At 52.2% G+C, this 24902-nt stretch carries 21 protein-coding genes; 13 read left to right on the top strand and 8 right to left on the bottom strand.

Going from position 1 to position 24902, the window contains the following annotated elements:
* Positions 1 to 10 precede the first annotated feature (10 nt).
* Together ACSPJT_RS09650 and ACSPJT_RS09645 are read right to left on the bottom strand one after the other, a co-directional pair.
* The gene (locus tag ACSPJT_RS09650) at positions 11 to 883 is read right to left on the bottom strand and encodes a c-type cytochrome (protein ID WP_435892335.1); all 873 of its coding nucleotides are present in this window, start codon (positions 881 to 883) and stop codon (positions 11 to 13) included.
* A gap of 26 nt (positions 884 to 909) precedes the next feature.
* Positions 910 to 1620 (bottom strand): 3-keto-disaccharide hydrolase, encoded by a 711-nt coding sequence (locus ACSPJT_RS09645; protein ID WP_435892334.1) that lies wholly within the window; start codon positions 1618 to 1620, stop codon positions 910 to 912.
* Between the two features lie 232 nt (positions 1621 to 1852).
* Here ACSPJT_RS09645 and ACSPJT_RS09640 point away from each other — a divergent pair, with 232 nt between their 5' ends.
* The gene (locus ACSPJT_RS09640) at positions 1853 to 2344 is read left to right on the top strand and encodes a hypothetical protein (RefSeq protein ID WP_435892333.1); all 492 of its coding nucleotides are present in this window, start codon (positions 1853 to 1855) and stop codon (positions 2342 to 2344) included.
* A gap of 54 nt (positions 2345 to 2398) precedes the next feature.
* Here ACSPJT_RS09640 and ACSPJT_RS09635 read toward each other — a convergent pair whose 3' ends face one another.
* The 3 genes from ACSPJT_RS09635 to ACSPJT_RS09625 form a co-directional block, all read right to left on the bottom strand.
* Positions 2399 to 4003 (bottom strand): ABC-F family ATP-binding cassette domain-containing protein, encoded by a 1605-nt coding sequence (locus ACSPJT_RS09635; RefSeq protein WP_435892332.1) that lies wholly within the window; start codon positions 4001 to 4003, stop codon positions 2399 to 2401.
* A 161-nt stretch (positions 4004 to 4164) separates the two neighbouring features.
* Positions 4165 to 4836: a 3-keto-disaccharide hydrolase gene (locus ACSPJT_RS09630; RefSeq protein WP_435892331.1), complete on the bottom strand. Its 672-nt coding sequence runs from the start codon at positions 4834 to 4836 to the stop codon at positions 4165 to 4167.
* Positions 4837 to 4981: 145 nt separating this feature from the next.
* Positions 4982 to 6553: a SulP family inorganic anion transporter gene (locus tag ACSPJT_RS09625; RefSeq protein ID WP_435896167.1), complete on the bottom strand. Its 1572-nt coding sequence runs from the start codon at positions 6551 to 6553 to the stop codon at positions 4982 to 4984.
* 181 nt (positions 6554 to 6734) lie between these two features.
* Here ACSPJT_RS09625 and ACSPJT_RS09620 point away from each other — a divergent pair, with 181 nt between their 5' ends.
* Positions 6735 to 7820: a hypothetical protein gene (locus ACSPJT_RS09620; protein ID WP_435896166.1), complete on the top strand. Its 1086-nt coding sequence runs from the start codon at positions 6735 to 6737 to the stop codon at positions 7818 to 7820.
* Between the two features lie 6 nt (positions 7821 to 7826).
* Here the strand turns inward: ACSPJT_RS09620 and ACSPJT_RS09615 are convergent, their stop codons facing one another.
* Both ACSPJT_RS09615 and ACSPJT_RS09610 read right to left on the bottom strand, forming a co-directional pair.
* Positions 7827 to 8609 (bottom strand): class I SAM-dependent methyltransferase, encoded by a 783-nt coding sequence (locus tag ACSPJT_RS09615; RefSeq protein ID WP_435896165.1) that lies wholly within the window; start codon positions 8607 to 8609, stop codon positions 7827 to 7829.
* A 24-nt stretch (positions 8610 to 8633) separates the two neighbouring features.
* Entirely contained in the window at positions 8634 to 10454 is a 1821-nt protein-coding gene (locus tag ACSPJT_RS09610) for a cation:proton antiporter (protein WP_435896164.1), read from the bottom strand.
* 236 nt (positions 10455 to 10690) lie between these two features.
* Here ACSPJT_RS09610 and ACSPJT_RS09605 point away from each other — a divergent pair, with 236 nt between their 5' ends.
* The 5 genes from ACSPJT_RS09605 to ACSPJT_RS09585 all read left to right on the top strand — a co-directional run bounded on the left by ACSPJT_RS09605 (position 10691) and on the right by ACSPJT_RS09585 (position 17082).
* Complete coding sequence (locus ACSPJT_RS09605; protein WP_435896163.1) at positions 10691 to 12367, top strand: GspE/PulE family protein; 1677 nt, start codon at positions 10691 to 10693, stop codon at positions 12365 to 12367.
* A 50-nt stretch (positions 12368 to 12417) separates the two neighbouring features.
* On the top strand, positions 12418 to 14091 hold the full coding sequence (locus ACSPJT_RS09600; RefSeq protein ID WP_435896162.1) for a GspE/PulE family protein: 1674 nt from the start codon (positions 12418 to 12420) through the stop codon (positions 14089 to 14091).
* Positions 14092 to 14201: 110 nt separating this feature from the next.
* Positions 14202 to 15476 (top strand): type II secretion system F family protein, encoded by a 1275-nt coding sequence (locus ACSPJT_RS09595; protein ID WP_435896161.1) that lies wholly within the window; start codon positions 14202 to 14204, stop codon positions 15474 to 15476.
* A gap of 172 nt (positions 15477 to 15648) precedes the next feature.
* Complete coding sequence (locus tag ACSPJT_RS09590) at positions 15649 to 16221, top strand: type II secretion system protein GspG (RefSeq protein ID WP_435896160.1); 573 nt, start codon at positions 15649 to 15651, stop codon at positions 16219 to 16221.
* Between the two features lie 168 nt (positions 16222 to 16389).
* Positions 16390 to 17082, top strand: a complete 693-nt coding sequence (locus ACSPJT_RS09585) for a hypothetical protein (protein WP_435896159.1) — start codon at positions 16390 to 16392, stop codon at positions 17080 to 17082.
* 53 nt (positions 17083 to 17135) lie between these two features.
* Here ACSPJT_RS09585 and ACSPJT_RS09580 read toward each other — a convergent pair whose 3' ends face one another.
* Entirely contained in the window at positions 17136 to 17576 is a 441-nt protein-coding gene (locus ACSPJT_RS09580; protein ID WP_435896158.1) for a DUF1294 domain-containing protein, read from the bottom strand.
* Between the two features lie 224 nt (positions 17577 to 17800).
* Here ACSPJT_RS09580 and ACSPJT_RS09575 point away from each other — a divergent pair, with 224 nt between their 5' ends.
* The 6 genes from ACSPJT_RS09575 (at position 17801) to ACSPJT_RS09550 (ending at position 24902) form a co-directional block, all read left to right on the top strand.
* A complete protein-coding gene (locus ACSPJT_RS09575; RefSeq protein ID WP_435896157.1) occupies positions 17801 to 18286 on the top strand; it encodes a hypothetical protein in 486 nt (161 codons plus the stop codon).
* Between the two features lie 17 nt (positions 18287 to 18303).
* Positions 18304 to 19716 carry a sodium:solute symporter family transporter gene (locus tag ACSPJT_RS09570; RefSeq protein WP_435896156.1) on the top strand — a complete coding sequence of 471 codons (1413 nt, stop codon included), beginning with the start codon at positions 18304 to 18306 and terminating at the stop codon, positions 19714 to 19716.
* Between the two features lie 142 nt (positions 19717 to 19858).
* Positions 19859 to 20977, top strand: a complete 1119-nt coding sequence (locus ACSPJT_RS09565; RefSeq protein ID WP_435896155.1) for an aspartate/ornithine carbamoyltransferase family protein — start codon at positions 19859 to 19861, stop codon at positions 20975 to 20977.
* A 3-nt stretch (positions 20978 to 20980) separates the two neighbouring features.
* On the top strand, positions 20981 to 22939 hold the full coding sequence (asnB, locus tag ACSPJT_RS09560; RefSeq protein ID WP_435896154.1) for an asparagine synthase (glutamine-hydrolyzing): 1959 nt from the start codon (positions 20981 to 20983) through the stop codon (positions 22937 to 22939).
* Entirely contained in the window at positions 22936 to 24183 is a 1248-nt protein-coding gene (locus tag ACSPJT_RS09555) for a Zn-dependent hydrolase (RefSeq protein WP_435896153.1), read from the top strand. The genes asnB and ACSPJT_RS09555 overlap by 4 nt, the downstream gene beginning before the upstream one ends.
* Positions 24180 to 24902 (top strand): cysteine hydrolase family protein, encoded by a 723-nt coding sequence (locus ACSPJT_RS09550; protein ID WP_435896152.1) that lies wholly within the window; start codon positions 24180 to 24182, stop codon positions 24900 to 24902. The genes ACSPJT_RS09555 and ACSPJT_RS09550 overlap by 4 nt, the downstream gene beginning before the upstream one ends.

Here is a 24902-nt window from a genome sequence, read left to right as displayed (position 1 = left end):
AAGAAGAGGGTTACGATTTGGGTGAATACTCAATCGTCAGGGTGTTAGTTTCCTGCTTGATGGTTCTCTGGACGGACTTGGATTTGTCAGTCTCTTGCAGCTGGTGCTTGGGTAGTGGGGCGTCTGATTTTAGGATGCGAACTATGCTGTCGTTGTTAACGCTGTAGCTCTCGGAGACGGTCACATTTCCAACTTTGTAGAGGAAGGTGGGGAAGCCGTCTTTATTGAGCTGGTAACCGAGGTATTGGGTTTGTTTAGGATCGAAAATGGGCTGGCTTTCAGTGAAGCATTTTTCGCCCGGTTTGATTTCGGAGTTGCCGTTGCTTTTCCAGTAAGGGTAGGCATCAATCTGGCCGGTGGTGATGTAGCGCAGGGCGCATTGATCGGTATCCCAAACCACGTTGTGAAGCTGCTTGGTGGGTAGCGCAATGATGGCAGAAGCCGGACCGGTGTCGGGAATGAAAGTCCTCAAAACTCTGGGGCGTTTAGTGTAGAGTTCCGAATTTTTATAAGGGTCGTCTTTGGCGCGAGGCATCCTCTTTAAGCCTTTGGCGGCATCGAGGATGTAATTGTGCACCTCCACCAGATCCTTTTTCGGAATATGTGCCATCGATGGCATCTGGGCTTTGTCGGCACGCTTCTTGCCGGGATCGATGCACCACTGGATGAACTGCTCTCTTTTTTCCTTAGGGTATAATCGCGCCATCTCTGCCAGTGAAGGCCCTACGAGATCTGTCTGCGGTAGGTGGCAGGCTTTGCAGTTGGTGGTGAAGGCTGCGGGCTCTTCTTTTTTGCCTTTCTTCTGAGCGTGGATGTTGGTTGTTAGAATGCCGATCGCAAGAAGGAGCAAGGTGGCTGGTTTGAAAACGGACGGTGTGATCATGTGTTCAGAGTTTCTCTATCAGATGGTTACTTGAACTCTCTAACCATGATCTTGCGGTAGCTGACTGTGTCGCCATGATCTTGCAAAAGGATAGGGCCTGGGTTTCTGGCGAAGTCTTTGTATTTCTTATATTTGCTCACGGCGAAACGCTCCTTCCAATCGGCGGAATCGACTTCGATACTGACCACTTTCTGGCCGTTGAGCCAGTGTTCGATGGTGTTACCATTGGCCACGATCCGGCCCTTGTTCCACTCGGTGCCAGGAGCGAAGGCTTTTTTATCGGCTGGTGCGGCAACGAGTTGGTAGAGCGATGCTAGGCTGTTCTTCGGGTTTTTGTTATCCTTGGCCTTCTGGTCATCGAGTATTTGATACTCCATGCCGAGTGAACCCTTGGTGCGGTATTTTACACCGCTGTTTCCTCCCTCACTGATCTTGAATTCAAATTTGAGTTCGAAATTGAAATAGTTCTTCTTGGTGACGATTTGTCCGCCGCGGCCTTTTTTATCTTTATCCAAAAGCAAGACGCCGTCTTTCACCGACCACTGCGGGCCAATTTCCAACACTTTCTTTTGCAGATTGACTGAGCCGTTCCTCCATTGTGCCAGAGAGTCTCCTTCGAGGAGGTCGACCCAAGAGTTTTCTTTCTTGTCTGTTGGCTCAGCAAAAACTTGGGCGATGCCGGTTAACATAAAGCCGGTAAGATAGAGTCCTGTGTGGAGTAGTTGTGTAGTTTTCATCAGCGTTTGTGGGGCTTCATACCTACTGGAAATGCAAATCGTCTCTTTCAGCGGATGTGCCGTTAGAAAACGCCACTGCATGGGCAATCTGGTAGTAGAATGCGGCATTATATCCGAACACAGATTAACCTCAATACAGAGGTATGGCATACACTGATTCGAAAGTCAGAGTGATTATAGCCACAAAAACTTGATGTAATGATGATGAAGTAGCGTAGACTTTAGGAAATTTATGAAAGATGATCTGGAAAGATATTTAAACGACCACCTAGCCGGTGCAGCAAGCGGAGTGAAGCTCGCCAAGCATTTGGAAGAAACTGCTAACAATACGGAGGAAAAACTTTTTTACCGAGACTTGGTGGCAGAAATTGAAAACGACAAATCGCTACTCACAGAAATCATAGAAGCTGCTGATTTCAAAGTGGGTCGTGTCCGTAGCGCGATGAGTTCGTCTATGAGTAGCGCCGCGATGTTGCGCATGGACATGCATGGCTCCGAAGTCGGTGAGTTGGGCCGTTATGAAATGACCGAGCTACTGACCGTCGGCATCCACGGCAAAATACTGTTATGGCGCACGTTGGGTGGAATCCAGCCACCTTTCTCCGTGTGGAGGCATTACAACTTCGCGCAACTGGAGCGTGCAGCCGCGAAACAACATGATGCAATAGAAGACTACCGTAGCCGCGAGGCTCGGTTGGTATTCGGTAGCACAGGGGGGGATTGAATCACCCTAGATCATTCCCATGCCATTCGCACGGGGCATCTGAGAGATTGGTCCTTAAGCGGTGACCGCACCACGGGAGTCATCCAGTCCGGATTTCTCGAGGTAGTAATCGTAGCCGCCGGCGTAGCGTGTGAGTTGGCCGTTATCGATGTGCAGGGTGGTTTCCGCGAGGTTGCGGATGAAGTGCACGTCGTGGGAAATGAAGACGAGGGTGCCTTCGTAGTGTTTCAGCGCTTGCAGCAGGGCTTCGATGGAAATGATGTCGAGGTGGGTCGTCGGCTCATCCATTAAGAGCAGGTTGGGTGGGTTCACGAGGAACTTGACCAGGCTGAGGCGGGATTTTTCACCACCGGAGAGCACGCGGATTTTCTTGTGCACATCGGCGCGGCGGAAGAGGAAGGAGCCGAGGATGGAACGGGCTTCATCTTCGCGCATGTCGCCACCGCTGGACATGACTTCTTCCAACACAGTGTTGGCTTCGTTCATGGTCTGGGTGCGGTGCTGGGAGAAGTAACCGAGCTCGGTGTTATAGCCGCAGTCGCGCTCGCCGCTTTCGAATTCGAGTTCTCCGGCGAGGATTTTCAAGAGAGTAGACTTACCGGCACCGTTCGGGCCGACGAGCACCATGCGGTCTCCTCTTTCCACGGTGAGATCGAGGCTTTCGTAAATGACGTTGTCGCCGTAAGCCTTGTGAATTTTGGTGAGCTCAATGACTTTTTGGTTCGAGCGCTTGGGCTGGGGAAAGTTGAATTTGAAAACTTTACGGGGTTTGATCGGCTTGGGCAGTCGCTTGATCTTCTCCATCTGCTTGATCCGGCTCTGGACCTGGGCGGCCTTGGAGGTGACGGAGCGGAAGCGATCGATGAACTCCTGAAGACGCTCGAATTCCTTCTGCTGGTTCCGGTAGGCCTGGACTTTCTGGGTGTAGCGTTTCTGGCGCTGCTCGACGTAGGAGCTGTAGTTTCCGGTGTAGGAGATGAGTTTTTCCTCGTCGATTTCGTAAACGGTCTCGATCAGACCGTCCATGAAGTCGCGGTCGTGGGAGATCATCAGCAGGGCACCTGGATAGGTTTTCAGATACTGCTGCAGCCAGATCAGGGCCATCAGGTCGAGGTGGTTGGTAGGCTCATCGAGCATCAGGAGATCAGGCTCCATGACCAGAAGCTGGGCGAGGTGGGCGCGCATGATCCAACCTCCGGAGAACTTGTTGGCAGGCTGGTCGAAGGCGTCCTGTTTGAAGCCAAGGCCCGCGAGGATTTTTTTCGCTTTGGGCTCCAGAGCGTAGCCGTTGGCAGCATCAAAGGTGTCTTGGGCGGCGTGGTATTCCTTGGAGTCGGTGGTGCCTGCGGCTTCGTGTTCGCGCAGGTGGCGAATGGCCTTAGCCAGCTCCGGAGTGATACCGATGGCGATTTCCAAAATGGTCTCGATGCCTGGGTCGCCCGCTTCCTGGGCGAGGTAACCGGTGATGGCATATTCATCGCGTTCTACACTACCTGTGTCAGGCTCGTCCTCACCGAGGATGAGCTTGAAGAGAGTGGATTTTCCGGCGCCGTTTGGGCCAACCAGAGCAACGCGTTCGCCCCAGTTGATGGTCATGTCTGCATCTTCGAAAAGAGTGCGTCCGCCGAGGGCCTTAGTGAGTTTACGTATGATGAGCACGCGGGGTGCTTACCTTATTTTTGGCGATTGTCACCCCTAAATCGGGGGTTTTTAGTAGTCGGGTGACATCGCATCACCTTGGAAAAGAACAAGTGAAGTGATAAAAAAGGCGACGGAAACTCGTTCCGTCGCCTCTTGGGAAATGTCTGGGATGGAGGCTATTAGAGCTCCTTAATCTTGATGTTTTTCCATGCCACGGAGAATGGACCACGTTTGCCGACGCCATGGACTTGCAGGCCGATAAAGCCTTTCGGGTGGGATTTGAAAATGGCTTCATCGGTGAGGTCGCAGACCAGTTGGCCGTTGATCCAAGTTTGGATGTGCGCGCCTTTGGCGACGATGCGGAAGTGGTTCCACTCGCCGTCTTTGAAGTGTTTGTGCGGTGTGCGCTTGTCGTTACTGACCAGCCATCCGCGACCAGTGGCTTCGCCATAAATGTAACCGGCTTCGCCTCCGCCTTTGATGTTGGTGGCTTCGATTTCGCACTGCGGGCCATAAACGCGTCCAGTGCCATCGGTCTTGCCGTCTTTCTCAGCTGCGCGGAACTGAACGCCGGAGTTGAGTTGGTTGTCGACTTTGACATCGAACTGCAGTTCGAAATCGCCGTAGTGCTTGTCGGTGCAGAGGAAGGAGTTCGGGCTGCCTTTGGCGGTGGTGCCAACGATAGTGCCGTCTTTGACGACATAAGTGGCGGTGCCGTTCTTCTGGCTCCATCCGGTGAGAGATTTGCCATCGAAGAGGCTGGTCCATTTTGTTCCCTTTTCCCCATGATGATCGGCGAAGGCGGGAGTAGCGAGTGCTGCTGCGGTGAGTAGTGTGAAAATTGCTTTCATGACTGGGAGACTACCATAGGGAGCGCATATTTCTTTCTCATTCCTGTGTCAGCAAGATCATTTATGAGTAGGAAAAAAGAACCCGGAACCCTCTTTCGAGCGGCTCCGGGAGTGATTGACTTTTCTGGAGGTAGCGGACTGCTGATTACTTGTCCGTGCGGAGTCGGGCCACGGAGTAGTGGGGATCGTCCGGCAGGACCTCGATGTTCACCAGAGTGCCGGCTTTTTCCAGCATTTGGCGGCAGTCGGATGAGAGGTGGCGCACGCAGAGGGTCTTGCCGGCATTACGGTAGCGCTCGCCGAGGGCGTTGATTGCTTCCAGGCCGGAGAGATCGCAGATGCGGGCCTCCTCAAAGTCGATGACGATTTTTGCGACGTCTGATTTCGCCTGAAACTTGTCGGAGAACTCACGCACCGAGCCGAAGTAAAGAATGCCTTCCACGCCGTAGATGCGCTCGTTTTCATCATCCTTCTCCACGGTGACGGTGACGTGCTTGGAGCTTTCCCAGGCGAAGACGAGAGCGGAGAGAACCACGCCGACAAAGACGGCGAGAGCCAAGTTGTGCAAGAAGACGGTGACCAGAGTGACGGCGAGAATGACGATCATCTCGGAGCCTGCAATCTTGCCGAAGCTCTTGAATGTCGACCACTCGAAGGTGCCGATGACCACCATGAACATGACGCCGACCAGAGCCGCGATGGGGATCTGGATGATGACCGGTCCGGCAAAGAGCACGAAGACAGCCAGCGAAAGTGCCGCCACGATTCCTGAAGTTCTGCCGCGACCGCCCGACTTGATGTTGATCAGAGACTGGCCGATCATGGCGCAGCCGCCCATGCCGCTGAATAGTCCGGACATAATATTGGCGCCGCCTTGGGCGAGACATTCGCGGTTGCCTTTACCGCGTGTCTCGGTGATTTCATCGATCAACTGCAAGGTCATCAGGGATTCGATCAGGCCGACCAGTGCGATGGTAAAGGAAATGGGTAGAATGGCTTTGAAAAACGCCCAGTCCCAGGTGATGCCGGAGAAGTCGGCGATGGGGGGGAAGTCGTTGCTCAAAGTGCCGTTACCGCCACCGTCCTTGAGCACGTCGCTGATGGTGCGGGAATCAACCACGCCGAAATAGGTCAGCAGACCGATCACCAGAATGGCAGCCAGAGTGGAGGGGATGGCTTTGGTCAGCTTGGGTAGGAATTGGATAATGGCCATACTGGCTACCACCAAGGCGATCATGATACCGAGCTCTGCGCCTTGCAGCCAGTTACCTCCGGATTTGAAAAAGCCAAGCTGGCCGAGGCCGATGACGATGGCCAGACCATTGACAAAACCGATCATCACCGGATGCGGCACCAGGCGGATAAACCTGCCCAATTTCAACAGCCCCGCAATGAGCTGGATGGCACCTGCTAGAATCAGCGTCACAAAGAGATACTTCAGCCCCATTTCCGTGCCTCCTGCCTTTTCACCCAGCTGCACGGCATTGGCGGCAACGATGGCGATGGCGCCGGTGGCACCTGAAATCATACCCGGCCGTCCACCCAAAGTGGCAGTAATCAAGCCGACAAATACAGCCGACCACAGACCGATCAACGGGCTGACTCCGGCGATGAATGAGAAGGCGATGGCCTCCGGCACCAGGGCGAGGGCAACGGTCAGACCTGAGAGTGAGTCGTCCTTGAGGTTGCCTCGTTTTTTCTGAAAGAGTTCAAACATAATACGTTGAATGGGTTGGCAGGGGGAAATCTGCGGGGGCACGCCCTAGTGGCAGCTATTTGGAATTGCAACTCTGATCTGACGGAAAAAAATCGGGCATCTGCGCCAGATCGGGTTTGCATCCGGACTTGTTAGTGGATTTCCTGAACACATGCTGAAGCGTTTTTTCAATAAGCCGACCATGTCTGAATCGGAGCCGATGTCTTTCAGAGATCGCTCCCGAGCCTTCTGGCGGTGGTTTTCTGAAAATGCGGACACATTCTATCAGGCGATCGAAAATGGCGATTTCGACCCTCATGTTGAAACGGTAACCCAGCGCATGGAGCAGCTGCTTCCGGGGGCGGCGTGGTGTTTCGGCCCAGGCGAAAATGGCGTAGGGCATTCGTTCACGCTCTCGCCAGAGGGCAGTCCTTACATGGCACTGCTGATGACTCATCTGGTGAAACAGGCACCCGATCTTGAGGGGTGGACGTTTTACGATAGCAGACAGGCATCGCCTAATTTCGATGGCATGAAGATGAACATCGCCGATGAGACGATCTCAGCTCAGGAAATCTGGGTGACACCGAGCGTTGACGCTGATCGTGAAACCATTGACTTAGTATGTTGGGCTCCGGTGTTTGAGAAGCTGCCGGAAAGGGACCGCGGACAGATTATTTTCCTCTGGTTAGATGAAGCGATCGGAGAATTTCAGGTGGGAAATCGGCTTGGCTATATCGATATCAACACTTCCGGCCTCCAGAACGCCATTCCGCTCAGCGAGCTACCCGATTACATCAAGGAGATGGAAACCAAGCACGGCTGGGAGCGGAAAACGCCGGGGGAATACTACACGGGTTACAATTTCCGAGAGCCCAAGGAGTTCGATCCTGAGCATGTGAGGTCTGATATCTTCACCGGCACCAGTTTGCTCTACGAGCTATCGAGTGACTTCTCGCGTGACCGCGGTCAGATGGAACACCCACTGCCGAAGTTAGGAGTGGACTTTATATTTATCAAAATCCCGGTGGAGCTTTTCGCCCCAGGTCAGCAAGTCGACGAGCGAGGAGAAATTGAAGATGCCTTGGAAACGGTGCTGGATGAACAGGATTCCGGTATCGTCTTGGGAGGCGCCGCTGGACATCAGGCGATGTATGTCGAGCTGGCAATTCTGGATGCTGAGCATGCTTTGTCTGCAATTCGGAAAGTGCTCGAGGAGTCAGAATTTGGAAAGGCGGCGCAGGTCTATTACTTCGATAAAGAGAGAGTCGCGAAACCGATCTGGTGAAGTTTGTTAGGCCAGCCGTTCCGGATCGCAGTCCTCCTGCCACTCCGCCATCATGGTGACAATCTGCGCGTCCTCATCACACGGCGCTTCCGATTCAAAATCACCAATCATTTTTTGCAGAGTGAATCCAGCATCGGTGAGCAGCTTGGCGATCTCGCGCGGCCATAACCACGTCAGGTGATGGGTGCTGTCACTGGTTTCTAACAATTCCCCATCAGGTGACAGAATTTCATACCGATGCTCACGGATCAATTGCTGGGAGATGCGTTTGACTTGGAAGCGGGTGTGGCAGCGCGCGGTCCGGCCATCGGGGAAATAGGTTTCGTGATCGAGAAATTCTTCGCCTTCCTCAAGCTCCCCGGTGATCTCCGCCCAAGGAATAAAGGTGGTAATGTAGAGGCCGCCGCCCGGGTGGAGGTGGCGGCGGATGTTTTCGAAGATAGCTGGGAGCTGCTCGTAGGGGAGTAATTGCAGGGTGAACGCCGGAATAGTGATCGCGGCATAGGTGGCTCCCGTTTGAAAATCCTCGATGCCTGACTGGTGTAGAACCGGCTCGTGATCACCGCTATGTTCGCGGCAGAGTTCCAGCATGTCCGCCGAGTTGTCCAAGCCTTCGATGAAATAGCCTTTTTCCAAAAGTGGTAACAGTAGTCGGCCAGATCCACACCCGAGCTCCAGGGCTGTGCCAGGGTGGTCATTGAGGAAGGTTTCCAGAAGTCCTAGCTCTGCACCTGCACCCTCCGCTTCCCAAAATGCATCATGCAAAGTGGCTTCTAACTGATCGTACATAACTCTGGTAGGTGAATTCTAACATCAGGCATCCTGTCCGCGCACCATGGCATAGAGCGTGGTTTCCGGTCCAGGTGTGCGCATTTCATCATACGCGATGTCCAGCCCCCGCTCTTCAGTCACGCGGAACAGCAGAATGTGTTCTTCGCCATACATCTCACGGAAGTCCTCGATGGTGAACTGCTCAGTGATGGTGGTTTTTTTGATTACAGCACCTTGAGCGGCAAAGTTTTCGAGTCGACGGTATTGCGGTCTGTTAGGGAAACAAATCCGTCCGCGTATATGCCCAGCGACGGCGGTCTGGTGGTGGGCACCGTCGTCGGCTGGGGCTACCTGCCATACATTTTCCCGACCAAAGACGTGCACAAAGTTCTGGCTGGCAAGAGAGTTGACCTCGTCATTCGGAGTGGTGGCAATCAGTTGCCCCAGTCCAGTCATATCCATTTCCTCCTCAACATATTCGGAGAGAATATTGGCCCGGTGTGCGCGGATGCCTTCGAGTTTGGCGCGCGCGATGTTATCATAGTTTGTGTCTAACATCATGACATCGTGACCATCTTCGATAAGTGCCTTGGCGGCCAATCGGGCCCAGCTTCCGGCTCCTGCGAAGAGAATACCGCGCGGGTTTTTCGAGGCTAAATTCAATCGGCGAGCCAACGGAGCTGCGAACAATCCATAGATCGCCACGGTTCCGATGATGACGATGAAGACAATCGGAACCATCAAATGGGTGACCTTGCCGATCTCAGGGCTGAGTCGACCAGCAGCTACTGCGTGGTCAAATTCGAGAGCAAAAATGGCAGTCACCGCTGCAGCGACGATACCGCGAGGAGCCATCGCAGAGAGGAATACCTGCTCCTTGAAGGTGACGCTTTTGCAAAATAGATTGGCAGCGAAAACCGAAGCTGGACGGATCACGATGACCAGCATCGCGAGTAAAAGCAGTCCGGGGAGCAGAGCCTCTTGCAGCTCGCTGAGTGCAATTCTTCCCGAAAGAATGATGAACAACACCGAGATGATTAGCACCCGCAGGTTCTCTTTGAATTCTAGAATGTGTTTAACCGAGACGGATTTCTGATTGGCCAGTGCGATACCTAACACAGTGCTGGTCAGTAGTCCGGATTCGGCTTGAATGGCGTTCGATGCTGCGAAGGCGGCGGCGGTGACTGCTAAAAGGAAAACCGAGTGAAGGTAGTCCGGAATCAAGTGGTGCTTCAAAAGAAGCTCGATAATTTTCGCGAGGATCACAGCCATGACCACACCCACCAACAAAGTCATACCAAGGGCGTGCATGATTTCCTCCTTGGCGGCGTCGACGTTGCCGGCGATGGCAGCCTGATAGACTAACACCGCGAGAATGGCACCGATGGGATCAATGATGATGCCTTCCCATTTCACCACATTGCCAATCTTACGAGAGGGTTTGATGTGCCGCAATAACGGCGAAATAACGGTGGGGCCGGTGACCACGAGGATAGCGCCTAACAGCGAGGCGACCCGCCAGTCGTAACCAAGAATATAGCGCGAGCCTGCATAGGTAAGGAGAAAACTCACTATGACACCCAAGGTGCATAACCGGAGCACTGGCGTGCCGCTGAGTTTGAGGTCTGAAAATTTCAGTGTTAAGCCACCCTCAAAAAGGATCACCGCCACGCAGATACCCACGGCAGACAGAAGCACGTCGCTGGTGGCAACATAATTGTCAATGGTGACCCCGGTGAAGTGACCCATTGCGAAGCCAAAACCGAGCAGCAAAAGAATCGATGGCAGCTTGCATTTCCAAGCGAGCCACTGGGCAACAATTCCGAGGCCGAGAACGATGGTGAAGTAAGTAAGAGGTGTCATAAATGCGTTCGCGCATTGAATCTGGAAATCGAATGCATGACGATTGTAATTACACACAAAGTTCGTAATCCCCTGATCTATATAGACCTTTAGAAAATTCGGACAAGACTGCTTGACGAGGGGGGGGGAGTTGACCAGTCTGACATTGATGGTTTCCTTACCTTGGTTGCGCCTTGGTGTTGGAAACTGTTTTTTTCACGACACATCTATCAATCAACCAAGCGCAGAATTACACCGTGTATTCAAACGAAGATTACCTTCTCGAACTGTTAACCGAGGCTGGCCTAGTCACCTCGGAAGAGACCGACTCCATCCGTGGCCAGCTGAGAGGCAGAGAAAGTGTTGTGGAGCGCCTAGTCGCCGACAACCGAGTCACTGAGGAACAGGTAGCCCAGGTCTGTGCCCAGAGCTCGAGCATGGAGTACATTGACCTGGCTCACTTGCCCATCGCGCCAGATGTTTTTGAGCGCGTTCCGGATGAAGTCGCCAGACGTTTCCGCGCCGTGCCGGTCGCTGATGACGGAGTTTATCTCACGATCGCCGTAGCAGATCCGCTGGACTTCGAGGTGCTTGACAGTTTGCCGCACATTCTTGGACGGGAAATCAACACGGTCTGTGCCACCGCCTCTGCAATCGCGCAGGTGATCCACCAGAACTACGGTGGCGATGTGGCTGAAACCTCGAGCGAGGAAAGTTTTACCGTCGTCAGCTCAGAAGGTGACGAGGAAGCATCCGCTGATGATGCTCCGATTATTAAAATGGTTTCTTCGATGTTGCTGGAGTCCTTCAAGATGAAGGCCAGTGATATTCACATCGAGCCGATGGAAACATCACTTCGCATCCGCTACCGCATTGATGGCAAGCTGATCGAGATGGATAACCACCCCAAAAAGCTACACCCGGCGATCATTGCCCGTATCAAGGTGATGAGCGGCAGCATGAGTATCGCGGAAAAACGTCTGCCTCAGGATGGTCGTATTCAGATCCGCGTGGCCGGCAAGGAGGTGGATCTGCGGGTTTCTTCCGTGCCAAGTAACCACGGCGAAAGCGTGGTCATGCGTATTCTCGACAAGACCTCGCTGATGTTAGGCCTGCCCGAACTGGGATTCCTGTCCGATGACCAGGATACCATTGAAAAGATGATCCGTCTCCCTGATGGCATCATTCTAGTAACGGGGCCGACCGGTTCCGGTAAAACCACCACTCTATACGGCTGTCTGAATACCATCAACACTCCTGACCGGAAGATCATCACCGTGGAAGACCCGGTGGAGTATGAGCTGCCCGGCATTAACCAGGTGATGGTCAAGACCGACATCGGAATGACCTTCGCCGCCGCCTTGCGAGCAATGATGCGTCAGGCACCTAACATCATCATGTTAGGTGAGATTCGTGATGCGGAAACTGCTGGGATTGCGATCCAGGCAGCGCTCACAGGTCACTTGGTATTCTCGACGCTCCACACCAATGACGCTCCCGGTGCCGTGGCCCGTCTCGCAGACATCGGCGTGAAGCGATTCCTCGTCGCCTCTTCAGTGCGGGCAATTATCGCTCAGCGACTGGTGCGGAAACTTTGTCCTGCTTGCAAGAGCCCCGCCATGCTCAACGAACGCGAAATGCGCACCCTGAATCTCGATGCCAAACAGGTCGCAGAAAGTGATATCATGGGGCCACAGGGTTGTGATGTCTGCCGCCAGATGGGCTACAAAGGCCGGGCAGGTATTTTCGAAATCTTCAAAGTGGACGACGAAGTTCGCCACCTGATCAACGAAGAACTCACATCACCACAGCTCCGCCGCCGCGCTCGGGAACTTGGCATGCGCACACTTCGTGAGGACGGAATCCGTAAAGTTCTCGCAGGCAATACTTCCGCATCAGAGGTGATGCGGGTAACCATGGCTGACAGCGATTAACCCGTGCATCACTAGCCACTTAGACACACGTAACAGCTTACCTATTTTTCATGGAAAATTCACAACTCATCGATATTTTTGTCAACCGAGGTTTGATTGATCAATATCTCGCCACGGACATCGTACAAGAAGTCGAAAACAGCGGCAAAGAACTCTCCGAGATCATGGCCGACTACGAGGTCATTCAGGAGAAGGATGACATCTGGCCGATCATTGCCAACGAGCTCGGCGCCAATATGATCGATCTTGCTCACTTCGATCCGCCTGCGGAACTTCTCGCTCTCATCCCAGCTGGTATGGCTCGGCTCCACGGAGCATTGCCAGTCAATGTGGACAGCGAAGGTCTCACTGTCTGCTTGGTGGATCCGCTTAATCCTCAGGTCATTGAAGATCTGCGTTTTGCGCTCGGAAAGGAAATCATCCTGGCCATTGCTCCGGACCACATCGTCGAGAAGAAACTCGATGAGGCATACGGTGGAAAAGGTCAGGCGATGGACGACATTCTCGGCCAGCTTGAAATCACCAGCAATAGTGATAAAACTGCGATCGATGTAGAGGCTGAGGCGAACTCGGCGCCAATTATTCGTTACGTTGATTTGGTTCTCTATCAGGCGATCAACGAGGGAGCTTCCGATATTCATTTCGAGCCTTTTGAAGCAGACTTCAAAATCCGCTACCGGGTGGATGGAGCGCTCTACGAAATGGCTCCGCCGCCAGTTCACCTTGCGCTGCCCATTCTTTCACGGATCAAAGTCATGTCTAACATGAACATCGCTGAGAAGCGGGTTCCTCAGGACGGACGTATTGTTAAGCACATCGGTGAAAAGCAGGTGGACATGCGTGTTTCCACTCTGCCTACCCAACATGGTGAAAGTATCGTGTTGCGTGTTCTGGACCGTAGTAACATCAACTTGAATCTGGACATGTTAGGTATGCCACCTGCTGTCTTTGACTACATCAATGAAACGGTGCGGAAGCCAAACGGCATCTTCATCTGCACAGGGCCTACCGGTGCCGGTAAGACCACCACGCTCTACGCAGCATTGAAGGAAATCAACACCATCGACTCCAAGCTCCTCACTGCAGAGGATCCTGTGGAATACGATGTTGATGGTATCATCCAGGTGCCGGTGAACGAATCCATTGGTATGAGTTTCGCCCGAGTCCTGCGTGCTTTCCTGCGTCAAGACCCCGACCGCATTCTGGTGGGTGAGATTCGTGACCTGGACACCGCACAGATCGCAATTCAGGCGTCCCTAACAGGCCACTTGGTGCTTTCCACACTTCACACCAACGATGCACCCGGTGCCGTCACGCGTCTGATCGATATGGGAACCGAGCCATTCTTGGTAGCGGCCTCTCTGGAGGGTGTTCTGGCCCAGCGATTGCTACGGACGATCTGTAAAAACTGTCGTGCTGCCTACGAGCCGAACGAAGCGCTGCTTACCCAGCTAGGGGTGACATCGCATGAACTCGGCGATAAGGAGTTCTACACTGGGCGAGGCTGCGATGTCTGTGACCAGTCTGGCTACAAAGGCCGTCGCGGACTCTTCGAGCTACTCGACATCACCGACCCCCTGCGCGATCTCATCACCGAGAGAGCTCCGACGGTTGTCCTGAAGCAGAAGGCCATCGAGCTGGGTATGCAAACTCTGCGAGAGGACGGATTACGAAACATATACGAAGGAACCACCACCATCGAGGAGGTTCTGAAATACACCTAAATACACAAAAACAAGAGGAGGCGGCTGCAGACCAGTGAATTTTACTGTTTCCAAGTCCTCAAAGATCACACAAGATCACACCAATAACACAACATACAACACCATAGACCATGGCCAATTTCCAATACATAGCACTCGACGCTAAAGGCGAGCAAACTACCGGCACCGTTCAGGCGTCCAGCGAGTCCGATGCCATCCAACAGTTGCGCTCCCAGTCGCTTTACCCCACGCAGGTCGTGGAGGAAGGTAAAGGAAGCCTTTCCACAGGCAAGACCAAGGCAAAAGCCCGCGGTAAGAAAAGCGTCAAAAAAGTTTCCGGAGGAAAGATAAAGCCCAAGGTGCTGATGATCTTCACCCGTCAGCTGGCGACTCTCATTGACTCCGGTCTGCCGCTTCTCCGTGGTCTGACAGTGTTAGGAAAACAGGAGCCTAACCCAGTGCTTCGTTCCACCGTGAATTCCTTGGCTGACTCCGTGCAAACTGGTGCCACATTCTCAGAGAGTCTTTCCCAGCACCCCCGGATTTTCAACAAGCTCTTTGTCAACATGGTCAAGGCCGGTGAGTTGGGTGGTGTTCTGGAAGTTGTCTTGACCCGTCTCGCCGAATACATGGAGAAGGCGGACAAACTGAAGAACAAGATCGTCTCCGCGATGGTTTACCCGATGATCGTTCTGTTCATCGCCGTTGCCATCCTGGTGTTCCTGATGCTGTTCATCGTTCCTAAGTTCAAGGAGATGTTTGCCGAGCAAGGCGGTGACTTGCCACTGATTTCGAGAATCGTCTTTGGCATGTCGGAAAACATGCTGGCGAGACCGGCGGTGCTTCCTAACATCGTGTGGATCTTCCTCGGAATCGCAGGTATTTTCGTCCTGCTCAAAGTTTGGACCAATACCAAAGGCGGACGTGCAGCCATCGATGCTTTCAAACTGAAAATTCCTGTCTTCGGTGACCTCACCAAGAAGAGCTCGATTTCACGCTTTGCCCGAACTCTTGGAACGCTGGTGACTTCCGGTGTGCCGATTCTTCAGGCGCTTACCATTACCCGTGATACCGCTGGTAATGTGGTGGTTTCCAACGCCATCGATAAAGTCCACGAAGCTGTTAAGGAGGGTGAATCCATTGTTGCTCCACTTCAGGCCAGTAAAATTTTCCCAGCCATGGTCATCAGTATGGTCGACGTTGGTGAAGAAACCGGTCAGCTTCCTGAAATGCTTCTGAAAATCGCAGACGTGTATGATGACGAGGTGGATAACGCCGTCACCGCTCTGACTTCGATTCTTGAGCCAATCATGATCGTCTTCCTCGCCCTCGTGGTGGGAACGATCGTTTTCGCCCTGTTCCTGCCTCTGATCAAGATGATTCAGAACGTGGACTCAGGCGCATAAGACTGAATCAATCGTTTCTAACAATCGCCAGCTACCGCTACTTGCGGTTAGCTGGCGATTTTTTTTGTAGGGAGAATGATGGGTATTGGCACAGTGGTTGCTCGTGCGGTGGCGACTCAGAAGAAGGCCGGTAGGCGTTCTTTAATTAGAGAAAAGACCACTCAATATTACCATGAAAATGACTCATTACAGACGCGCGAACGGCTTCACCCTGATAGAGATTATTACTGTTATTTCGATCATCGCAGTGCTGGCCACGATGACGGTAGGCGGATTCGGATACTTCAAACGTGTCGCAGCAGAGAACCGCACAAGAGTTCTCATCGCGGGAGTGTCTCGGGGATTGGACGAATATAGATCAGACTATGGTTTCTTTCCTTCTGGCAATGGCGAGGAAGGCAGCAGCGAGCAGGTGTATATCGCTCTCTACGGCGATGGAGCATTGGCGATCGATTCTAATTCACATGCAGTCACAATAGTGGCGGAGCCGGATGGCAAACCTGATGAGGGACAGGACGTCTACATGGGAGTTTTGAATCCGGAGTTGAAGGGCAGCCAACGCAACGTGGAACTAATCGATGGATATTACGCCATTGTGGATGCCTGGGGGAATGAGATTCGCTACCAGAATCCTGGAGAGATGAATCCAGGAGATGACTTTGATCTCTGGTCATACGGTCCTGATCTGGAAGGAGGGCCAAGAGGAAGCGAGGACTACAACGCAGACGATATAACGAACTGGTAGGCGGCTGTGCTATTCGGCTAGCTATAAACCTTGCCTGCTAGGTAGTGACCGGTTTTCATGTTTGTGGTTTTTCTAAAATGGGTGGTAGCTTCCTTTCAGAGGGAGTGAGTCATTCCCCTTTACTTAATTCCCTGCGGTGATTAGTTGGGTGTCTACCAAAACTATTTTATGTCAGACGAATCCCCGAAGCCGGAAAAGGAAGCTCGCGAGCCGAACTCGGCCCCTGAACAATCTTCCGCCGACTCATCAGCCCCGGACAAGCAACCGGACACAGCACCCAAATCCGCTGAGTCACAGGACGCACCCGCGCCGCCTAAACCGGCTAAAAAAGCACGTGCCAGCAAGTCTGGTAAAAATGCTAAGAAAAAAAGCGCACGCTCCAAGGAAGACACACCAAGTGAATCCAAGGAAAGCAATGCCGACCAATCTCAGCAAGAGAATCGTCAGCAAGAGATGCAGCCGAAAGGCAACAAGTCCGAGAAGGACAATGCTCAGTCCGGTGAATCCAAAGAAGGAAATCAAGGTAACCAATCAGATGGCCAACCATCTGGTGATGGTGCGAGAAAGCAGGGACGCCGCAATCGTGGCCGTTCAGGAAGAGGCAATAATCGGCAACAGGACACACCTGCAGAGCCAAAGGTCAAACTCGACACCAAGAAGGTGGCCGAACGCGCCTGGAAAATTTTCCTCAGCGAAGTCAGCGAAGAAGGTCTCGTATTGATTGCGGACAAAGATGCTCGTGAACTGGCGAAGCGCAGCCTGCGTGTGGCGGAAATCTACTCACGCGAGGAGGCGATCTCTCTGCAAAAGGGGAAAAAGAGCGGCAAAAAAAAGCAGCCCGAGACGAAGTCAGAAGAGTAAGTTAAACGCGCCTCAGGCCATCTGAACTGGTCTGGGGTAGCATCCAAGCTTGCTCAGAAAAGGGAGCTACTCTTCACGTAACCAGTAAGTGTATCCAACACGAAGCTGGAGCATGGACCGTCAAAGAGGTAATCCGCCGACACGGCTTGGTGGATCACGATGATCATCCAGAACACAGCTTGATAGCTTTGTTTGGCTACTTTGTGGCGATAACGTCTTTGTGCAATGAATGATCCGGGCCAGCCACCTATGAGTTCTAAAAAGTGTAGGTGAGCTTCCGTGGTCCGCCATTGCTTCGTCTGAGCTTTGTTTTTATCGCTCGCACACGATCGGTATGCAATCCACGAGAAAAGTAGAGCAACGCCGAACACTACAGCAACAGCGATCAGACTGCCGATGCGGGCTATCGAGATATGCAGAAGAGCCAAAGTCGGTAAGATCAGTAACCCACCGAGACACAACTTTTGGAATCCTGTGAGTCTCCGTTTAATCATGATATTGTTGCTAGCCATCAGAGAATTGAGAACCTTTGTTAGGTGAGGGTTATTAGAGTGGATAGCATGCTTCTGGGAAAATACACCACAACAGAAAACCAAAGTCGACGGGTGATTATGGACAGGATACGGCAGTGTTGAGATGAATTATGGCTCATTAATTGGGATGTTAGGAATCTTGGTAAATTGAAAAACTCCTTGCATCGTAGTGGAGGGATGTTTGAGTGGGGGCCAAGAATCACGACGTACTGATCCTTATTCACAGAGCCATTTTCCCTATACTCGCCATCGCTTTTTTATCATGCGGGGCTCTCTGGGGGGCAAGTCAGATCGATTTTAAGGATCGTACGGCGATTGAAAACAAAGTCTCAGACAACGGTTCCATTGAACTAGCATGGGAAAAAGATCCTACAGTCGAGGTCATCTTGGAGCAGTCTACTGACCAGGATTTTAAAGAGGCATCACAGCGTTACCAGGGAACCGATGCTGGTTCAGTCATCACAGGATTGGCAGAAGGTGTTTACTTTTTTCGTGTCAAAGAAGCCGGTGCTGAATGGTCAGATCCGCTTCGAGTAGAGGTGGCATTTTTTCCAGAATCGAAGCTTTATTTACTGCTAAGCATTGGGGGAATTGTCGTTCTAGCAACGATAGGCACCATTGTGATAGGTGCTGTCAGAACATGCCGTGAAGAAAGGGGAGCGACATCGTAGTAGCATCTTCTATTTCTGTGAGCACTGGCTGGGCGATTGTGCTAGGTCTTGGACTGCTGTGGGTTCTGTTAGGAGTCTACTGGGGCAGAAAGGCGAAAAACGCTGAGGGCTTTATGTTAGCTGGTCGCCGCGTGGGGTTATCACTCGGATCCGCCACATCCATGGCGACTTGGGTGACATCGAACACAACGATGCTGGCTCCCGTGTTTGCTCTGACACTGGGTGTGTGGGGTATGGTGGCGTATTCCACGGCGAGCTTCGGGCTCTTACTATTTGCCCTTTTCGCAATACGAATCAGAAAAATTCTACCGGAGGGAATGACCGCTGGGGACTTTTTCAGACAGCGATACGGTCGTGTGGGCTGGACGTTATTCATACTGATCACCATGATTTATTCGCTATCTTGGCTGGTGAGCATGGCTATCGCAGGAGGCGATCTGATGATGGCATTAGCAGGAATCCCTTTCCTTCAGGGGATGAGTTTGATCTTGGCTGTATGCATTCTCTACACGCTTTTTGGCGGTATGTATGCGGTGATCGGCACCGACTTTATTCAAAGTGTGATCATTCTGGTTGGCATTGTATTCATTGGTATTTTGACTGCCACCCAACTGGATTTTGATGCCGCTTACATTCATTTGAAAACCTATCAGCCTTCGTTGGTGAAGGTCATCATGCCTGCGGCGCTATTGGCTGTGTTTAACAACATGTTGTTCGGCTTCGGTGAGGTGTTTCACAACAACGTCTGGTGGTCGCGGGCTTTTTCCATGCGTAAGGATGTTGCCCCGAAAGCATTTTTCCTTGCAGGCCTTCTTTGGTTTCCCATCCCAATAGCCGCTGGCTTCATCGCTTTGGCCGCAGGGCCACTGAATATCAATATCGTAGATATCAACCAGACCGGCCCGGTGGTGGCTTCTGCTGTGATGGGAAATGCGGGGTTCGGCGCTATTGCAGGTGTGCTGATCCTGATTGTCTTGTTCTGCTCGATGGCGTCATCCATCGATTCTTTGTTAGCGGCAACTTCTGACCTGCTGATCAAAGATGTTCATGGCGGAATTATGGGCGGTAAACTGGGAGACCAAGGGTTTCGGAAAGTATCAGGTGCCGTTATTATCGGAGTAGGATTACTTGCTTGGCTGTTAGCCGCGCCGCACTGGCCGATTATTCAAGCCTTGTTCATCTCAGGGCCGCTGGTCGGTAGTTTGATTTGGCCAGTGATTGCAGGCTTATTCTGGAAACGAATCAACAGACCGCTCGTCTTGGCCGGAATTGTCATTGGCTCCGTACTGGGTGTGACAGCGTATTTCCTCCTCGGCTGGTTCACAGCATCGCTTGTAGGTGCCGGGGTTTCAATGATCTTCACCATTGGCGCCCGATACATCAGGCCGAATCACTCCTATGAGCTACATCCGGTAGCCACATCTAACTAATCATGTTTACGCAATCGTTCATTCACATCCTTGTTGTTGTTGCACTGGCCTGGACCGCTATCGGCGGTCTTGTGCTGGTGGCATTGCTGATACGCGACTGGATTAAAGGAACTCTCTGGTAATTTCTAACATAACAAATACTATGCAGGACTCAAAGTCAGACGACCCGATTCGTAAAAATAAGATCACCTCAAATATTGATCCCCCAGAGGACTCTGAAGCAATACGCCCAGAGCCCTCAGGTTTGTTTGTGGATAATCCTGTCGATTTTGATGTTTTAAAGGAACTCGAAGGGCAAAACATTCTTGATGCCAGCCAGTTCAGTTACAGCCAAGTGGCTGAGCTTTGCAAACTAGCAGCAGTGTTAGAGAAAATCGAAGTGTGGCCCTATCATCCACTTGATGGAAAGATAGCAGTGACGGCCTTCTTTGAAGCATCCACAAGAACTCGAACAAGCTTTGAAAGCGCGATCCTTCGTCTGGACGGCAAGGTGATTTCCATTGCCGATGGTAAAACGACGGGCCAAGCCAAAGGCGAATCGCTGGCAGACATCGGCGAGATGTTTAACGCCTATGCCGATATCGTGATCATGCGTCACACCGATACAGATTCGCCCGAACAAATCCTCGAAAATTTGCGCATCCCATTGATCAATGCAGGTAATGGCTCAGGCGAGCATCCCACCCAAGCATTGGCGGATTGGTTCGCGCTCTTGAAATGGAAACCCTCGCTGGCAGAACCATTCCGAGAAGGTGATACCAAGTGGAATCTCGGAATTTTGGGCACGCCGGGATCCATGCGAGCGGTGAAATCTTACCTACTCATGGCTCTGCATTTCAAAGATCACATTGGCAAGGTGACGGTGATCTCTGAAATGGCTGACCCCTTCGGCGATGATGTCATCGAAAAACTCAAAGAGGCTAATATCGAATACGAAGTCTCAAATGATGTTAGGGAGCACCTGCCAAGCCTCGATGTGATTTACATGAACTCGATCGCCTTTCTTGGCGATTCCTACAAGTCGATGGACAGCCGATATAAGCTGAATTCGGACAGTCCATTGAAGGAGTCCGCTGTGATCCTTCACCCGTTGGCTCGTCTCGACGAACTCGACACCTCGCTGGATAAGACCCAGCACAATCTCTACTTCTCGCAGGCGCACGGCGCGGTATTCATCCGCCAGGCACTGCTAATGGCCGTATTAGGTAGGCTCGATACCCTGCCTGACTTCGGCGAACTCAAACCCATGAACTTGAAATAATCTATGTGCGGAATAGCCGGCCATTTCTCAGCCAAACCACTTCCAGAAAATACTCCTGACCTGCTAGAAGGTCAGCTCCAGACCATTGTACACCGGGGCCCCGATGGCAACGGTCAGTATGTCGAACGAAACCGTGGTGTTGCCCTGGGACACACCCGACTTGCCATCAACGACCTTGAGGGCGGCTGCCAGCCGTTGCATGCGGTGGATGGTAGATATGTTCTAACAACCAATGGTGAGTTTTACGACTTCAAGCAGCATCGAGCGACGCTAATGGCGGAGGGGGATCGATTTTATACAAAGTCGGACTCTGAAATAGCCATAGGGCTCTACCGAAAATACGGACTCGATTTCACAAAGCACCTGCGTGGTGAATTTGCTTTCGCGCTCTATGACAAGGGTGAGGATGAATTGATTCTATTGCGTGATCGATTTGGCGTTCGTCCTCTATTTTATTGGGTGTCTCCCGATCAGACAAAAATCGTCTACGGTTCCGAAGCCAAATCAGTTCTGGCCCATCCTGATGTGCCGGCGAAGTTGGATGGTAAGGCTGCCTTACACCAGCTGATGCAGACGATCGCCCCGGGCATGAGTGCCTTTGAAAACATCGTCTCGCTGGATCCTGGGTACTTCCTGAGAATTCGCAAACGCAACGGCAAGCTCGATATTCTAAAGCAGCGATACTGGGACTACGATTTCCCTTATGAGGATGACCGACCAAGCAAAGTTGATGAGCAAGAACACGTCGAGCGTATCCGAGAGGAGTTGATCCGAGCCATTGTGTTGAGGCTCGAGGCGGATGTTCCGGTGGGCTGCTACCTATCGGGGGGGATTGATTCTTGCTGTATCCTCGGATTGGCAACGGGCGCGATGCAATCGCCTACCAAAGCATACACCATCTCATTTGATGACACCAATTACGATGAGGCGCCGATTGCCAAGCAGATGGCAGAGTCCATGGGAGCCGACCAAGAGGTGATCAATTTGAAGGCAGCGGATCTTTACGGGGAGAATTATGTGAAGACCGTCTGGCACGCAGAGAGGACATTCTACAACACTCTCGGAGTTGCCAAAAACCTGATGTCAAAACGAGTCTGGGATTCCGGCTACCGCTGTGTGATCACCGGTGAGGGGGCGGATGAATTGTTCGCGGGTTATCCTGCACTGAAACGAGACATGTTTTTGCACGGCTTATCTCATGAGCCAGACCATGTTAGGGCGGAGTATCAACAGGCTTTGGAGAAAACCAACTCGCTGTTCAAAGGTGCCATTCTGGCAGAGAATCAGCGTAGTCATCCGGCATGGGAAAAACTCTGCGGATTCACTCCATCATGGTTGCAACCTTGGATGGATACCCTCGATCTTGCCCGTCCGCTGCTGTCAGATGATTTGCAACACGAGCTGCAAGGGTATGACCCTATCGAGGAAATCGCCTCACGCTTGGATAAGGACATGCTTGATGGGCGGCACCCGTTGGATAAGGCGCAATACACTTGGTCAAAGTGTCAGCTCGAAGGTCAGATCCTTAATTGGGGCGGCGATCGGGTCGACATGGCAAATTCAATGGAATCCCGTCCCGCTTTTCTTGATCATCATCTAGCAGCTGCAGCGGTGGATGTGCCACCGAATTTGCGTATCAAAGGTAATGTGGAAAAACATATCCTCCGCGAAGCAGTCAAAGGTGTGCTGCCCGAGGTTCTTTATAAGCGCGAGAAGTTTGCCTTCATGGCACCTCCCGCCCATACCGACAAGGAGAAGCAGATGAAAGTAGAGGAATTGGTTAGCCAGTATCTCAATGACGAGACAGTCTCTGATGCGGGAATATGCTCACCTGAAAAGGTGAGTCGGTTCCTAACAGACTATCGAAATGATAGCGATGCCACCTCTTTGGTGCGCAAGGACACTCTGCTAAATCATCTGATTACCCTGCACATTCTTCACCGACAGTTTATATCCTCATGAACGAACTACGTGTCAACATCGAGCGGATCAAAGAAGATATTCTCGCTCTGGCCTCGATCGGTCGCAATGAGCAAGATAGGGGGATATACCGTATGGCCTTCTCCGATTTTGACATGGAGGCTAAACAATGGCTACTGGGTAAAATCGATGCCGCTGGGCTAAAGAGCGATTCTGATGGTGCAGCCAATATTTCTGGTATCTTGGAGGGAACTGAAGACACACCTCGAGTCTTTGTGGGGTCCCATATCGACACAGTTCCGTGCGCGGGCATGCTAGACGGCACACTCGGAGTGGTTGTCGGCCTGGAATGTCTTCGCATTTTAAAAGAGTCCGGAGTTTCGTTAGAACGCAGCATCGAGCTCATTGCATTCAGTGACGAGGAGGGGCGCTTTGGTGGCACCTTTGGATCCGAGGCATTCACCGGAATGATCAATGTGGAACGCCTTCAAGGATCCGTTGATCTCTCTGGAGTCCGGCTTTACGACGCAATGTTAGAACAAGGTTTAGATCCGATCAAAGCGCTGGATGCTCGTCGCCCTGCGGAAGATATCGCGGCTTATCTAGAGCTGCATATTGAGCAAGGTCCGGTATTGGATGAACAGCGATTACAGGTTGGTATCGTGGAAAACATCACCGGGCTGAGATCGTGGTCGTTGAAATTTAGCGGTGAAGCCAATCATGCAGGCACCACGCCAATGAGCTACCGCAAAGATGCCTTGATGGGCTTGGCTGACTTCGCCCATGAAATTCCGCGTATTTTAGAAGAAAACGGCGATGAGCACAGTCGAGCCACCATCGGTAAGGCGGAGGTGCTTCCGGGAGCGCCGAACTCGGTGCCCGGTAACGTCGAGTTCTCGTTAGACTTTCGAGATCCATGCCCTGCCAAACTCGAAGAACTCTCGCAGGCTTTTCAGAAAGCACTGGCTGCCATTTCGCGTCGGCGAGGCTTGATGTTTGAGTTCAGTGTCCAGGGTGAGATCCATCCGGTGGACTGTGATACGTCATTGGTCGAACTATTAGCCAGCTCAGCCGAGAACTTGGAGCTTCGCGCTATTAAGATGCTGAGTGGCGCCGCGCATGATGCCCAAGTGATAGGACGTATCGCTCCCATGGCGATGGTGTTCGTTCCGAGCCAAGGCGGAGTGAGCCATTCCCCAGCCGAGTGGACAGCTTGGGAAGATGTTGAGGCTGGAGCCAATGTGATGTTACATGCTTTGCACAAACTAGGAACCCAATCATCATGAGCCCTGAAGAATACAGTGACCCATTGACGCCCGTCTACCGGGAGTCATTCGTTGAAAACCCAAAACGTAAGCGTGACTTGCGTAATCAGGACACCGCCCTGTTGTGTATTGATATGCAGTATCTTGACGCGGCAGAGGGATTCGGGCTTTTTAAGGACAGGGAGAACTCTCCTATTTCGATGGAGGAGATGGAGTATTACTTCGGCCAACTGCGTGATGTAGTGCTGCCAAATGTGCACAACCTCCAGAACTGCTTCCGTCGTCACGGACTTGAAGTGATTCATGTTAGAATCCAGTCACTCACCAAAGACGGTAGGGATCGGTCGAAAGGACACAAGCGGCTGGAACTGCACGCGGCCCCTGGCTCGGGGGATGCATGTTTTCTAGAGGAAGTGGCACCAGTCGGGGATGAAATCGTCATCAACAAGACTGCCAGTGGTGTTTTTTCCAGCACTAACATTCACTACGTGCTCAATAACATGGGCATCAGTTCGCTCTACGTGGTGGGTGTTTATACCAACGAGTGCGTTGAGACCACAGTGCGCGATGCTTGCGATCTAGGTTACTTCGTAACGATGGTGGAGGACTGCTGCACAACGGTTACTCCGGAGCTTCAAGAGGCCAGTCTGAAAACTTTAAAAGACCGCTACGCCAGAGTGATCAATGCCGAGCAAGCGATGACTGAAGTCGAACGTGAGCTGGACGAGGAAGAGGTCTGA

This window comes from Oceaniferula spumae, assembly GCF_042849255.1.
Lineage (GTDB): Bacteria > Verrucomicrobiota > Verrucomicrobiia > Verrucomicrobiales > Akkermansiaceae > Oceaniferula > Oceaniferula spumae.
This window is presented reverse-complemented; position numbering and strand designations above follow the sequence as displayed.